Origin of the sequence: Microcoleus sp. S13_C3 (assembly GCF_036700905.1) — a bacterium.
Taxonomy (GTDB): Bacteria; Cyanobacteriota; Cyanobacteriia; order Cyanobacteriales; family Microcoleaceae; genus Microcoleus.
This window is the reverse complement of sequence record NZ_JAUBPT010000067.1, coordinates 28,734-40,708: the sequence shown is the minus strand read 5'-3', so window position 1 is coordinate 40,708 and position 11,975 is coordinate 28,734. Positions and strand designations below refer to the sequence as shown.

The window sequence follows — 11,975 nt, the reverse complement described above, 5'->3', positions numbered from 1 at the left end:
CCTAAGTATTTTTACTTATTCATTCGGGCCTAGCAATGTACTATACTATGTAGTGTTATTGAAGTGCGGAGTGTGGGTTAAAATACTGACTGACAACGATGACATCGATTTGAAGCCTGTAACGCAATACCTCAAAGCAGTTTCCTAATGTTTTGGGTGTAGCGCAATTGTTGCTTTTTCAAAGTGCGTGAAGCGGAGCTATCCCGTAGGGAATCGCCCTTATTTTCCGAAAGTGCGATCGCACTTTTACTATCCCTATCAATATGAGACTCAACCATTTACACCTACAACACTCAACTCATCAGACATTTCGGAATTATTGGTTTTATCAATTTTTGGTAACTGTTCACTATTCAAGAATTCTTCAAATAAATCAAAAAAGCGCTTCAGTGCATCTGCTTCATCCTCAGAATAAAAAAGAATAATCCGACTCCAAGATTGAGTATCTGCTTGGTTAAATCGATTTTCTATCCATTCTTGAAACTCCTCAAACTTTGTTTCTTGTTCTGTTACAGGGATGCCAAGTTGACGGCGCGCAAAGGTATAGCCGTCTATAAAAACATGGAGATGACTGAGCGATCGCTTCCCCAAGTATAAAGACGATCTTTGCTTAATTTTTTCTAGCAAATCATACAAATCTAACATTGTTTCATCTCCTTTCAGCTAAAATTCAATTTCCGCAATCTCAAAATTACCGCCCAGCTCGATCGCCAAACAATAAAATTTTCCCAACCACTCTTGTTTAGGAATTCCTTCATTGTGGATATTATCAAAAATTAGTTCCTCCCCATTTATTTTAACTGCAATAGCTTCATGCCGTCCATTTGTAGCAATATTTTGTCCGAGGTCATCATGGTAAATATTACCATATTTTCCCTTGGCACTGCCAGTGTAAATTTTTAGTTTTTTCCCCGAAATACCCCTTATAATTAAAAACTCTTGGACGCTTAAAGCGCAAGCATTACATTCAAACAGCTTAAATTTACTAGCTATTTCTGAAATTTGTTGTCGTAATTCGTCATCGATCATGTTTAATTATTTGACCATCTCTTGGCGCCATCCTAACTCCGCTTTACCCTAAATAGTTATTCACAGGGTCATAGCTACCTTGATAAGTGCTGTAGATGCGGTAGCCAGGGAATACTAAAGCAATGCCAATGGGACTGTGAATAGTCCCCGGATAGTTTTCTTCGGACTCGCTACCCCCAATCCGAATTTTGAGCGCACCCAGCCAAATGTAGAGCCCTGGAATTAAAGTATCTAAACTGTAGGCGATCGCTCGCATTTGCCGATCGGGGGGATTAATCGGTTTTAAATACTGTGGCTTTTCAGGTTTGGAAATGGACATGGCACTGATTCCCGTGCGTTATGGTACAAAAACGGTCTTGTTGATTACACTTTAACATAAACTAAGTTTCACTTTTCAAGTGTTAAGCTTATTTTACTATTTTGTCGCGATCGCCCTTACAAATTTCATATCCCAGCGTTTGATAAGCCTGAATATACGCTTCTAGAGTCTCCTCTTGCGGCACACCGTCAGGCTAATAAAATTGCTCTCCCGGTATCGGTTGCCACCAACCATCGTCTTCCTCAGCAGCCCATGCAAAGCAGTTATATTCTTGAGATTTAGGGCTGGTAACTTGATAATCCGTGCGATAAAAATTGGACTACTTAAATTCAAATTCTGGTCTTCTATACATTCTATTCAATCGCGTAGCCTTGATTTCTCCCCCAATCTATCCAAGCTGATGCCATCTGTTTCACCCTTCCCCTTTGTTCGGGTTTAATGGGATTTTCACCCGTAATTGCACTCAACGCCGATAACCAGTAAAGGGGATTTCTTTTCAGCTCCGATAGCAACAGCGACACGATTTGTGTTCCCATACTAATAATTTCCTGATAGGCAGGATGCTGAGACATTTGGGCAGTTGAAGAAAGTCCAGCAACATCTTTCTCCCAATCCGAGGCTAGTGCATAAAATTTGTCAACTATCTCAGGGGAAATTTTAGCATTTTCGTTGAGAATATTTTGAGCTGTATTGGGTGAAAGACTTTCTGGCTGTGCGAGTAAGTTTTCGATGCCTATTAAAACTAACTCTTCTATCGATACATTCAAGTCGTTGGCGAGTTTTTGTAACTTCAGGAGTCGCTCATCAGAAAGGGCGATCGCGATCGTGTTCATCTGATTTACTAACTAGCATGATGCCTTAAGTATAGCCAATAAATTACTCACCTTTAGTCACCGTTACACCAAATTGTAGGGTGCGTTAGACATTAATTCTTTCGAGTTCAACAGGTTTGAAGGATCAGACGCACCCTAGGAACAGCATCTCTCTCGCCCCACCATCAACTAGATGCAAACTAGATCCAGTGCGGCCTGAATCGCGGGGAGTCCAGAAGTATAGAATAGAGGTTGCCGAACCGGCACACCGCCCGATCGCTCGCCCGCAGCAATTTGTTACCCTAAAAATAGAATCTCCCCTCCCTCAACTCCCTCCCATGAACAACGCTTCTCCCCTGATTCAAACCGTGACTCCAGAACGCTGGGCCGGGTTTAGTATGGACTTTATAGGGGCGGGTTACACGGGTTTGTTGGTCAAAAACGGCCGCGCCGTGCGTACCCTGAAATCCGGGCGGCATTTCAGCTTTGCCCTTCCCCTGCTGGAACAGGCTCAAATTGTCCTCGTAGACACCAAACTCCGCAATTTGGAGGTGCAGTCGCACGGAGATTTTTTGTCTAAGGATCGATTTTTAATTGATGCCACTCTGACTGTTATTTATCAAGTTATAGATCCGAAACGGGTAGCTTTGGAATTGTCCGATCCTATAGGTGCTTTAGCAAGTGCAGTTAAGGATTGTATGGGATTAGCGATCGGGCAAATACCCCTACAACAGCTTATCAGTCAAGGACGGCTGTTGCTGCGCCAAAATTTGCTCGATCGCGTCCAAGATTTTTATACTCTAGGTTTTAACTTAGAAGACGTGCGAATTGGCGATGTCAGCTTTCCCGAAACCAACGGAGTTATTCGCCAAGTTGAGGGAATGAGTGCTCGACAGGAAGCAGAAAATGCCGCCGCCCTGCAAATGAGAATTGCCGAAGCCGGCCGTCCGATTGTTCCTCAATCTCCCGTACAGCAGTTAAACTTAATTTCAGGTAATTCTCCTGCGAGTCTTCCAGCTTCAGACACAGCAGCAGGGTTCGATCGCGATTTACAACAACTAACACAACAACTTGCTCAAAACAGCCTCCCACCAGGGAGAAATCCTCCCCAACTCGCACCAACCGTACTCGCAAGCAGCGATCGCCAAACAACCGCATATTTAATCTACAAACTTTCTGGAGAAGCGATCGCCCTAACAGCCAATCCTTTTACAATTGGACGCGAACCAACCAACACTTTAGTATTACAAGATCCGCAAAGTTCGCGCTACCACGCTCAAATCCGCCGGGCCACTGACGAAATTGGCAAACAGCGGTATCAGCTTGTCGATAGCGGCAGTTCCAACGGCACTTTTGTGGGCGGGCAGAGGCTGGCGGCTAACGAGCCTTTTTGGCTGCCAAATGGCTGCGAAATTGCGATCGGCGACCAAAAATGGATCTTTCAAAATTCGTGAGTGAAAGATATGAAGATGTTTTTAAACAGCAGATAAACACAAATGAATCCCATCAGCGTTCATCTGTGTTTATCTGCTGACATCTGCGGTTAAAAAACCCCAATCAAAGTAACTTGCTTTAAAGGATATACAAGTAAAAAATGCCGAATATACCGTTAAAATGAATGTTTTTTTTAACCGCAGATAAACACAGATAAACACAGATAAACACAGATAAATTCCATCGGCTTTCATCAGTCAGGTTTCTATAGGGGCGTTACCAAGAGTCCCCGCCCTTCCCACACAGCTTGACCGAAAGCATCCAGGATACCCGCCACGTGATTCATCCGTCCAGAAATAAAAAACCTGTATCCAATAAATGAGCCCCCGAATTTATCCGTGGGGTCAATGCTTCAATTCTAAAATCTAAAATCTAAAATCTAAAATCGATTGACACCTTCTCCCTCCCCAATTCCCTATACTCCCAGGTAGAAGTCTCTTGCCAACCCTAGGGGGGATATCTCCACAAGCATTTCGAGCGACAATTTGTCAAGATTGAAAATATAAGTAGAGGACAACCCCATGAACTTTTCTATACAATCTGTTTACAACTGGTACCGCGACACCCTCCGCAACCCCAAGTACCGCTGGTGGATTATTCTGGGAACGCTGGCATATCTGGTAAGCCCGATCGACATAGCCCCAGATTTTCTCCCCGTCATCGGACAAATTGACGATGTGGCAATTGCTGTCTTGCTGATTTCCGAAGTATCCCAAATGGCGATCGACTACTTTAAATCCCGCCAACCAGAGACAGCCTCAGCATCCGAAGCCACCGGCAGCCCTTCTGAAGCCAAAGGCAGCACTGTTGACGTAGATGCAGTTTCTGTACAATAATTGCCAAAAATAATCGAGCGCTACAACCCCGACTTCTTCAAGAAATCGGGGTTTTTGTTTTTTAAATGGTAACTGCTCAGATCGTGCTCCAAAGCTGGTAATTTTAACTATGGTCAATCTGTGTTAACAACAAATTATTTTTATAGATGAAGTTTAGCGAAATAGTACAAAAACTTAACTTAGCCACCAGTCGCACCCTCGCAGCGTCGGTTGCTACCGATCCAGAAATTACAGGCGCGGCTCCTGTTGATGAAGCTGCATCGGGCACAATCAGTTACATAGAAGGTGCTAAATTTGCCGCTCATACAGCCACTACAAATGCTTCGGCTTTAATTTTACCCTTAGATGAAAACATCCAAGCTCAATGTGACGATCGCAATATTGCTTGGATTGCCGCACCCGATCCGCGATTGTTATTTGCTCAAACCATCGCCATTTTCTATCAACCGTTTCGCCCAGCATCCGAAATTCATCCCTCAGCCGTCGTTCACCCCTCAGCAGAAATTGGTGAAAATGTCTATATCGGCCCCCACGTCGTTATTCAAGCAAAAGTCAAAATTGGCAGCAACGTTTGCATTCACCCAAATGTCGTAATTTACCCAGATGCGGAAATAGGCGAAGGCACTGTTTTACACGCTAACTGTGTCATCCACGAACGTACTCGCATCGGGGCAAATTGCGTGATTCACAGCGGTGCGGCTATTGGTTCCGAAGGTTTTGGGTTCGTGCCGACAGCCACAGGATGGGTGAAAATGGAGCAGTCTGGCTGCACGGTATTAGAAGAGGGCGTTGAGGTTGGCTGCAACAGTACGATCGACAGGCCCGCTGTCGGAGAAACCCGCATCGGCCAGAATACAAAAATCGACAATTTAGTACAGGTAGGTCACGGCTGTCAAGTCGGGAAAAATTGTGCGTTTGCCGCTCACGTTGGCATGGCCGGCGGGGTGAAAATTGGCAACAATGTAATTTTGGCAGGTCAAGTGGGAATTGCCAATCAAGCCAAAATCGGAGATGGGGCGATCGCCACTGCTAAAGCCGGAATTCACAGCGACGTGCCCGCAGGTGCGATCGTGACGGGCGTTCCAGCAATTCCCCACAAACTATTTCTGAAAGCCACAGCTATTTACAACCGCCTACCAGAAATGTATCAATCTTTGAGGCAAATTCAGCGCAAGCTCGATCGGTAGTCAATTGGCAGTTGTCAGTTGGCAGTTGGCAGTTGGCAGTTGTTATTAGTTATTAAAATGTGGCATCACCTAAACAACCTGCGATTGATGTCGCAGTCAATACCAGCAATTCTCAAAGTAATTGTTTTTTTCTCAACTTGGATTGTTGTGTGGCTTCCCGCAGCGATCGTACTGGCGATCGCCCTCAAATGGCATCCACCCCAACCCCTGGGAAACAAAAAACTACCTTTACTCGCTTCCCTCTACGTGATTGTCCCCTTCATTTTATGGGCGACAAGTTGGATCGAAAACACATCTTTTGCCAACTGGGGCTGGGATTGGCAACCCGCAGTTTTGATGTCATTAATGCGGGGATTAGGATTAGGAATAATCAGCTTAGTAATTTTATTCGGTCTGCAATTAACCGCCGGCTGGATCGAGCTAAAAAGCGGCGAAAGTTCTACCGAAACAGGCGAAAAAAAAATTAATTTTTGGACTTTAATTTTTAACCCTGCTAGTCTGCTGACTCTGTTATTAGGACTGTGGATAAGCGCCACAGAAGAGTTAATCTTTCGCGGCTGCTTGCAAACAATCCTCCAGCAAGATTACTCAATGCTAATCGCCGCAGCGATCGCCAGTTTCATTTTCGCGATCGCCCACCTAATTTGGGCCCTCAAAGAAACTCTACCGCAACTACCCGGATTGTGGCTGATGGGGATGGTTTTAACATTAGCCCGCATCGCCGACAATGGTAGTTTAGGATTGGCGATCGGCATTCACGCAGCTTGGATTTGGGGTATAACTACTGTAGATACAGAAGGCGCAATTAAACCTACTTCTAGCGTACCAGAATGGATTACAGGAATAGCAGCAAAACCCCTAGCCGGTGCAGCCGGAATTCTGCTACTGCTAGCAACAGCAGCCCTGCTTTTGTTAATTTAAATAAGCGTCTTCCTCATCCGGGATAGGGGGCCCGCACAGGGCAAACGCATCATGTCAACAAGCGGGAATTTTACCGTGCTTGTTGCGACTATTATCGATAGCTGTAGTTTATTGAAAAGAGATTTGACTGCCGATAGCGGTGGCTATTCCTCAAAACACTACTACTATTCTCCCGGCAATTTAGATGCGTTTGCCCTGGGGGCCCGCACCACGAGAATTTTTATTTTGCTGAGCACCATAAACTCAGGAGATTTGGATTATGATATCAATTCCGGTTGCACTCCTCATAATAGTTGAATGTTAACCGTTAACTGGGTATCGCAAAACTCAATGATGGTTGAGTTTTGAATGTTGACTCGATTTTACGCCCGACGTTCAAGCGCGGATTTGATATGATATCTACTCTCTGGACTCAAATATTCAAAGGACGGGATGGCGGTGGTGGCATTGGCGGTTTAGCGATCGCCAGAGACTTAGAATAGCGAGCCTCTAAAACACCAGTTCTAAACTGAGCCACTTTTTCTCCTTTCCTGTGAAATACTATCACATTAACCCGACTGCTGTAAATAGTCAGATAGCGCTGTTTGACAATGAAGGCAAGAATAATAAAGACAACACCGATAAAAATACTGAGAGTTGGAATTCCTAACCAAAACAGCCACCAAGTACAACCCTCTCCTGTTTCAATCGCTCTAACATCCTCAATCGGAATAAACACCTCTTTTGTTTCTAATCCGAAAAAAGATTCCGAGCTAATTTGTAACATTTCACCTGCCAATTTAACCGTAATTGTGCCATAACTTTGAACGGGAACAATACCCACAATTTGACCAGGCGTACCGCTGATTTGGATGAGTTGATTAGATTTCATATTTATTGTCTATTGGCGGTTCGGAAAAGCTATTAGATCGCCTCCTTTTAGGATTTAGCACGTCGGAAGAATTGTATAACAACAACCTCGACCTATTTGTTGACTCAAACTTGCTCTCCCTATCGCCACAAGTACCACTAAAACCTCCTGCGTATAATAGGCAAGCTGATGCCCATAGCTGTAAGGTAAATCTAACTTGCGGGCAACGGGTTTGAGGACATCTGCTGCTTCATCTTTATTAACTTGATGTCCCTTGAGTTGATTGTACAAATACTCCACTACTTCACAAGTAATGTTTTTTGTAAATACGATTGTAGGTCTTTGAGCCTTAATCACATCTACTCGATAGTTTGAGCCTTCACGGTAGACGAGGTGGCAGTTGCGTAATCTAACCTCTCCAATCAATTCGCTCTCCATCTGTTCCTCCTATTTGATTCTCTAAGCAATTAGCAGCGATCTATCTTGGGCAATTTACAAATAAAATTGCTCATCTTATATTTACTAAGACCCAAACTCTTCTCCAAGTCTCCGCCTCAAATCTCCAGATATGGGTAATTGGCGGATTTCTTTGCAAATTGCAGCAGGAGATTCTCCATTTTGAATGCGCTGCCTGTAAATTCCAATTAACAGCGCTTCAAGACCGTACTTAGATAACATTTCTGTCGCTAAACCCGTGATGCCCAGCAAAGCAATGCCACCGAACATTCCTGCTGGCCCACCTAACATTGCCAAAGCCGTCGTAATTGCGGCCGCTCCTGCAAAACCTGTAGTTGCCATCACAATTAGAAGTAAAATTACAGGCAATCCTAGTCCAGCAGCTTTCCTAACAAACTCGTCCATAATGTCGCTCCTAGTCTTTATATATAGGAATTAAAAATCAGAGAATTTTGTTTTTTAGCCTTGAGTTCCGTTTAACAAAGGGATTCAATGAAACAAGCGCAAAAAAATCATTACTTATTTCATGAATTTTTCCTAATTTATTGAAGGATTTGGTATGTGTTTAAGTTTGATCTCTAGTCTCTTACCTCCTTCCACTCCAAAAACTTGATAGACAAATCATTGTTACTGCGATCGCCTAGTTGAAGAGCATTATCCATAATTCTCCTGAATTCATAACCCTGATTGGGGGTTAATACACCGCCAAGCGGAACAGTCAAAAATTCGACGACAGCCCCATCTCGTTTATCGATAAATTGGACGCTGATAGACTGAACTTTTGCCGTCTTACTTTGCTTGTTGGTCAACCGCCCTACCAGAAATCGCTGAGTTCCTGTATTTTGCATCGCTAATCCAGTTAACTCCAGTCCATTCACAAGCTGAACCCTAAAAGGGTCTGGCTTCCGAGTGTTTTCAGGTGGTTTGGGAAATCGACAAAGCCGATCGAGAGATTCATACTGTTTTCTTTCAGAATTCAACTGAAAACACCCCGGATATTCTTGGGCGATCGCCCTCGGAAACAGATTGAAAACAGACAGAAGCGCGATCGTAGGTAAAGCGGTTATCCACTTGACGCACCTAAACATGGCCTTTTACTCTCCAATCAGCAACGATACTCGTAAGTTGTTTTAGTCCAGCAGTTTTCACAGGTAAATCTGGTTTCGACCTCCACTGATTAACCAGGGTCAAACCCAAAAATTATGCAAAGCTGAGGGGGAAACTGTATTCAGGTTCGCTGAACTCAGAAAGCTCTCCGGCTGCGCCGACTTTCTGAAACATCCACCGCGCCTAACTGAGATTAATGTATCAACAGAAGTTCTAGTTTGTCAAGCTAATGCTCCAGAAAATCTCACTTAATGAGGCAAAACCCTCAAAAGTCGATTTCAAAAGGCTCTAGCCCCACTAATGGCAACTGAAACAAGCTCTAAACCTCTACCCCTCAAGTATCTCGACCGAGCAACGGCTCCAACTTTCAGCCGCTCGCCCCTCAACTATTCTGTTTTGTATCTCGTTTACCTCGTTTTAAGTGAGAAAAAGCCCATATAATCAAGTTACAGCCCAGAAGCCTCTGTTTCCGCCACCCCTCATTTCTTCTGGGGTATATCTCGTTTATCTCGCTCTAAGTGAGAAAAAAGCCCATATAATCAAGTTACAGCCCAGAAGCCTCTGTTTCCGACGCCAAAATTCCTGTGTTCGCTTATTTCGCGCGATCGCCCCGTCCTTTCCCAGCTATCTTTGAGTAGAACCGCCCGCTTTGTAATACCTGTATTCAACGTAGTATGAAACTTCCCGAAGATTTTTTAATAACTTTAGCCACTAAAGTTGGCATTTCCGAAAACGAATTTGAAGTCTTATCAAGAGCCATCAAAGGCGAATCCATGTCGGATATTTCAGACCAGCTTCGTGTTCGCAAAGATGCCTTACAAAAACGCCTGGGAGAAGTGTATAAAAAATTTGAAGTTCAAGGTGCCGGGCCGGGAAAATTAGCAAAACTCCAGCAAATTCTCGTAACTGAATACCAGAAACAAGTTGCCACTAACCGTCACGATGCTACAACAGACCGCGAAGTTGATCCCACCCTAGACAATACCGGCTTTCAAGACGCAACTATCCCTCAATTTTCACCGCGTATTGATTGGGGAGAAGTCCCAGCTCAAGAACCTTTCTACGGGCGGCATTCCGAAATAGAAACTCTCAACAAATGGATAGTAACAAACCGTTGTCGAGTAGTCACCATTTGTGGCATGGGAGGGACTGGTAAAACAGCATTAGCTACCCAAACTCTACAACAAATTCAAGGGGAATTTCAAACCATAATCTGGCGAAATATCGCCACCTCTGGCCCCCTTGAAAAACTCTTGCCAGACCTGTTGCACTTCCTATCTCATCATTCAGAAATCGACCTTCCAAAACCCAGCCACTCACTCATCTCCCAATTAATAGAATATTTGCGTTTAACCCGCTGTTTATTAGTCTTCGATGAAGTCGAAACTATCCTCGAAAGCGGCCAGCTACCAGGACACTACCGCCCCGGATACGCAAGTTACCGGGAACTCTTCCAACAAATAGCACAAACCCCTCACCAAAGTTGCCTGCTTATCATCAGTTGGACTCACCCTATAGAAATTTATAAGGTAGCAGAAGAAACCTTACATTGTCGAGCTTTAGAACTGAGGGAATTACCAGAAAAGGATGCCAAACAAATCATTTTATCCGCCCCCAAAGTTTCTATTTCAGAGAGTAATTTGCTATCAGAACTCATTTATCTATATGGCGGCAATCCCCTCCTTTTAAAAATAGCCGTCACTCACGCTCAAGATATGTTATCGGGCAATTTAGCACAACTCATCAAAAAAACTCCCTCGGTTATTGAGGGGATTGTCCGAGATTTTTTTGAGCATCACTTTCAGGATTTTTATGAATTAGAAGTAAAAGTGTTGTCTTGCTTGGCGAGCAATAAGCCCGCCACCCTTAGCGAGTTGCAATCCAGTCTACTATTTGCGGAAGACTTATCAGAATTGAAACTGGCTGTAGAAATTCTAATCGAGCGATCGCTCCTGCAATTCCTCACCGAGTCTGGGGAAGAACGCCTGACAGTCACCCCGCAGGCTAGGCTATTTATCACCCATCAATTAATTGCTAAATACCTAAATCAAATTGGTTACAAGAAATACTTAGAGAGTGAGTTACAGACGGCAAAATGTTATTTAACACAAACCATTCGCTACAATCCAGAACTGCCAGCAGCTCACTACAATTTAGGGTCAACCTACGAAAAACTAGAAGATTTGCCCAACGCTCGCCAGCACTACAAAAAAGCAGCAGAATATAAAAACAGTCGCGCTGCCGGTGCTGCTGTCAATAATTTAGCTCGATTGGAAATTCTCAGCGAAAATTTTGACGTAGCGGTAGAACTCATTCTCTCCATTTTGCCACAAGTTAATGACAAAATGGTGCAAGTCACGCTCCACAAAAATCTGGGATGGGCTTATCTAGGACTGCAACTTTACAGTGATGCAGAGACTCACTTGGAAAAAGCAATTGAATTAGATAACTCCTATCCTATTGCACACTGCTTGCTAGCACAAGTTCTCGAAGCAAAAGGGGATACAACAGCAGCTCTTTCTTGCTGGCAAAAATGCCTGAATTGCTCTGCACAAGGCCAACAACAAGAAGGTGTGGCGTGGAAACTTCCAGAATTAAGTATTTGGAAGAGTTTTGCCCGCGATCGCCTCAGCGCTTCGGGCAGAGAACCTAATTAATTAAATGACAGTAGGGTGCGTCAGTTGTTCTCAGTTTTTCGATCCTACTTCACCATTTAACTAGCTGACCCACCCTACTGAAAGCTTGCTAACAATTAAAGTTATTTAGTTCGGAGGAACTATCGGATCGTCCTCTCCCGAACTGCATTTTGTTCTGCGCTCAGCTTTGGCAATTTCCATCAAGGGGTAACTACCAATGGCTGATACTAAACTTGCCTCTATATTGGCAATGATTTCTCCCGCAGCATTGGGAACCCCCATTGCTAATAATGTCAGGGGGGTAGATGAAATTATAGGTATCACAGCT

Annotated in this window: 15 protein-coding genes and 1 pseudogene; 6 read left to right on the top strand and 10 right to left on the bottom strand. The window is 44.0% G+C overall.

The window, feature by feature from the left end:
* Window positions 1-270: 270 nt before the first annotated feature.
* From QUA16_RS19030 to QUA16_RS19015, 5 genes and pseudogenes are all read right to left on the bottom strand, one after another.
* A complete protein-coding gene (locus QUA16_RS19030; protein ID WP_333105119.1) occupies window positions 271-645 on the bottom strand; it encodes a hypothetical protein in 375 nt (124 codons plus the stop codon).
* An 18-nt stretch (window positions 646-663) separates the two neighbouring features.
* The gene (locus QUA16_RS19025; RefSeq protein WP_333105118.1) at window positions 664-1,029 is read right to left on the bottom strand and encodes a papain fold toxin domain-containing protein; all 366 of its coding nucleotides are present in this window, start codon (window positions 1,027-1,029) and stop codon (window positions 664-666) included.
* Between the two features lie 43 nt (window positions 1,030-1,072).
* Window positions 1,073-1,348: a hypothetical protein gene (locus QUA16_RS19020; RefSeq protein ID WP_333105116.1), complete on the bottom strand. Its 276-nt coding sequence runs from the start codon at window positions 1,346-1,348 to the stop codon at window positions 1,073-1,075.
* Between the two features lie 193 nt (window positions 1,349-1,541).
* Window positions 1,542-1,631 (bottom strand): annotated as a pseudogene (locus QUA16_RS36980) (DUF7689 domain-containing protein); the annotation flags it as partial.
* 70 nt (window positions 1,632-1,701) lie between these two features.
* The gene (locus QUA16_RS19015; RefSeq protein ID WP_333105115.1) at window positions 1,702-2,181 is read right to left on the bottom strand and encodes a hypothetical protein; all 480 of its coding nucleotides are present in this window, start codon (window positions 2,179-2,181) and stop codon (window positions 1,702-1,704) included.
* A gap of 188 nt (window positions 2,182-2,369) precedes the next feature.
* Here QUA16_RS19015 and QUA16_RS19010 point away from each other — a divergent pair, with 188 nt between their 5' ends.
* The 5 genes from QUA16_RS19010 to QUA16_RS18990 all read left to right on the top strand — a co-directional run bounded on the left by QUA16_RS19010 (window position 2,370) and on the right by QUA16_RS18990 (window position 6,895).
* The gene (locus QUA16_RS19010; RefSeq protein WP_333105114.1) at window positions 2,370-3,614 is read left to right on the top strand and encodes an SPFH domain-containing protein; all 1,245 of its coding nucleotides are present in this window, start codon (window positions 2,370-2,372) and stop codon (window positions 3,612-3,614) included.
* 561 nt (window positions 3,615-4,175) lie between these two features.
* Complete coding sequence (locus tag QUA16_RS19005; RefSeq protein ID WP_333105113.1) at window positions 4,176-4,490, top strand: YkvA family protein; 315 nt, start codon at window positions 4,176-4,178, stop codon at window positions 4,488-4,490.
* 146 nt (window positions 4,491-4,636) lie between these two features.
* A complete protein-coding gene (lpxD, locus tag QUA16_RS19000) occupies window positions 4,637-5,677 on the top strand; it encodes a UDP-3-O-(3-hydroxymyristoyl)glucosamine N-acyltransferase (RefSeq protein WP_333105111.1) in 1,041 nt (346 codons plus the stop codon).
* Window positions 5,678-5,734: 57 nt separating this feature from the next.
* Entirely contained in the window at window positions 5,735-6,598 is an 864-nt protein-coding gene (locus tag QUA16_RS18995; RefSeq protein WP_333105110.1) for a CPBP family glutamic-type intramembrane protease, read from the top strand.
* A 51-nt stretch (window positions 6,599-6,649) separates the two neighbouring features.
* On the top strand, window positions 6,650-6,895 hold the full coding sequence (locus QUA16_RS18990) for a hypothetical protein (RefSeq protein WP_333105109.1): 246 nt from the start codon (window positions 6,650-6,652) through the stop codon (window positions 6,893-6,895).
* Between the two features lie 115 nt (window positions 6,896-7,010).
* On the opposite strand, the gene QUA16_RS18985 is transcribed toward QUA16_RS18990, so the two are convergent.
* The 4 genes from QUA16_RS18985 to QUA16_RS18970 form a co-directional block, all read right to left on the bottom strand.
* Window positions 7,011-7,469 carry a hypothetical protein gene (locus tag QUA16_RS18985; protein ID WP_333105107.1) on the bottom strand — a complete coding sequence of 153 codons (459 nt, stop codon included), beginning with the start codon at window positions 7,467-7,469 and terminating at the stop codon, window positions 7,011-7,013.
* Between the two features lie 54 nt (window positions 7,470-7,523).
* Window positions 7,524-7,886 (bottom strand): hypothetical protein, encoded by a 363-nt coding sequence (locus tag QUA16_RS18980; RefSeq protein WP_333105105.1) that lies wholly within the window; start codon window positions 7,884-7,886, stop codon window positions 7,524-7,526.
* A gap of 84 nt (window positions 7,887-7,970) precedes the next feature.
* Entirely contained in the window at window positions 7,971-8,309 is a 339-nt protein-coding gene (locus QUA16_RS18975; RefSeq protein ID WP_333105103.1) for a hypothetical protein, read from the bottom strand.
* Between the two features lie 173 nt (window positions 8,310-8,482).
* The gene (locus QUA16_RS18970) at window positions 8,483-8,992 is read right to left on the bottom strand and encodes a hypothetical protein (RefSeq protein ID WP_333105102.1); all 510 of its coding nucleotides are present in this window, start codon (window positions 8,990-8,992) and stop codon (window positions 8,483-8,485) included.
* Between the two features lie 693 nt (window positions 8,993-9,685).
* On the opposite strand from QUA16_RS18970, the gene QUA16_RS18965 reads away from it, so the two are divergent.
* Window positions 9,686-11,668 carry an NB-ARC domain-containing protein gene (locus tag QUA16_RS18965; RefSeq protein ID WP_333105100.1) on the top strand — a complete coding sequence of 661 codons (1,983 nt, stop codon included), beginning with the start codon at window positions 9,686-9,688 and terminating at the stop codon, window positions 11,666-11,668.
* A 105-nt stretch (window positions 11,669-11,773) separates the two neighbouring features.
* Here QUA16_RS18965 and QUA16_RS18960 read toward each other — a convergent pair whose 3' ends face one another.
* Window positions 11,774-11,971 carry a hypothetical protein gene (locus tag QUA16_RS18960; protein WP_333105099.1) on the bottom strand — a complete coding sequence of 66 codons (198 nt, stop codon included), beginning with the start codon at window positions 11,969-11,971 and terminating at the stop codon, window positions 11,774-11,776.
* Window positions 11,972-11,975: the final 4 nt, after the last annotated feature.

What these genes read in the sequence shown, in the direction of transcription:
- QUA16_RS19030 (WP_333105119.1), bottom strand. Translation starts at nt 645, where the DNA reads ATGTTAGATTTGTATGATTTGCTAGAAAAAATTAAGCAAAGATCGTCT.
- QUA16_RS19025 (WP_333105118.1), bottom strand. Translation starts at nt 1,029, where the DNA reads ATGATCGATGACGAATTACGACAACAAATTTCAGAAATAGCTAGTAAA.
- QUA16_RS19020 (WP_333105116.1), bottom strand. Translation starts at nt 1,348, where the DNA reads ATGTCCATTTCCAAACCTGAAAAGCCACAGTATTTAAAACCGATTAAT.
- QUA16_RS19015 (WP_333105115.1), bottom strand. Translation starts at nt 2,181, where the DNA reads ATGAACACGATCGCGATCGCCCTTTCTGATGAGCGACTCCTGAAGTTA.
- QUA16_RS19005 (WP_333105113.1), top strand. Translation starts at nt 4,176, where the DNA reads ATGAACTTTTCTATACAATCTGTTTACAACTGGTACCGCGACACCCTC.
- lpxD (WP_333105111.1), top strand. Translation starts at nt 4,637, where the DNA reads ATGAAGTTTAGCGAAATAGTACAAAAACTTAACTTAGCCACCAGTCGC.
- QUA16_RS18995 (WP_333105110.1), top strand. Translation starts at nt 5,735, where the DNA reads ATGTGGCATCACCTAAACAACCTGCGATTGATGTCGCAGTCAATACCA.
- QUA16_RS18990 (WP_333105109.1), top strand. Translation starts at nt 6,650, where the DNA reads ATGTCAACAAGCGGGAATTTTACCGTGCTTGTTGCGACTATTATCGAT.
- QUA16_RS18985 (WP_333105107.1), bottom strand. Translation starts at nt 7,469, where the DNA reads ATGAAATCTAATCAACTCATCCAAATCAGCGGTACGCCTGGTCAAATT.
- QUA16_RS18980 (WP_333105105.1), bottom strand. Translation starts at nt 7,886, where the DNA reads ATGGAGAGCGAATTGATTGGAGAGGTTAGATTACGCAACTGCCACCTC.
- QUA16_RS18975 (WP_333105103.1), bottom strand. Translation starts at nt 8,309, where the DNA reads ATGGACGAGTTTGTTAGGAAAGCTGCTGGACTAGGATTGCCTGTAATT.
- QUA16_RS18970 (WP_333105102.1), bottom strand. Translation starts at nt 8,992, where the DNA reads ATGTTTAGGTGCGTCAAGTGGATAACCGCTTTACCTACGATCGCGCTT.
- QUA16_RS18965 (WP_333105100.1), top strand. Translation starts at nt 9,686, where the DNA reads ATGAAACTTCCCGAAGATTTTTTAATAACTTTAGCCACTAAAGTTGGC.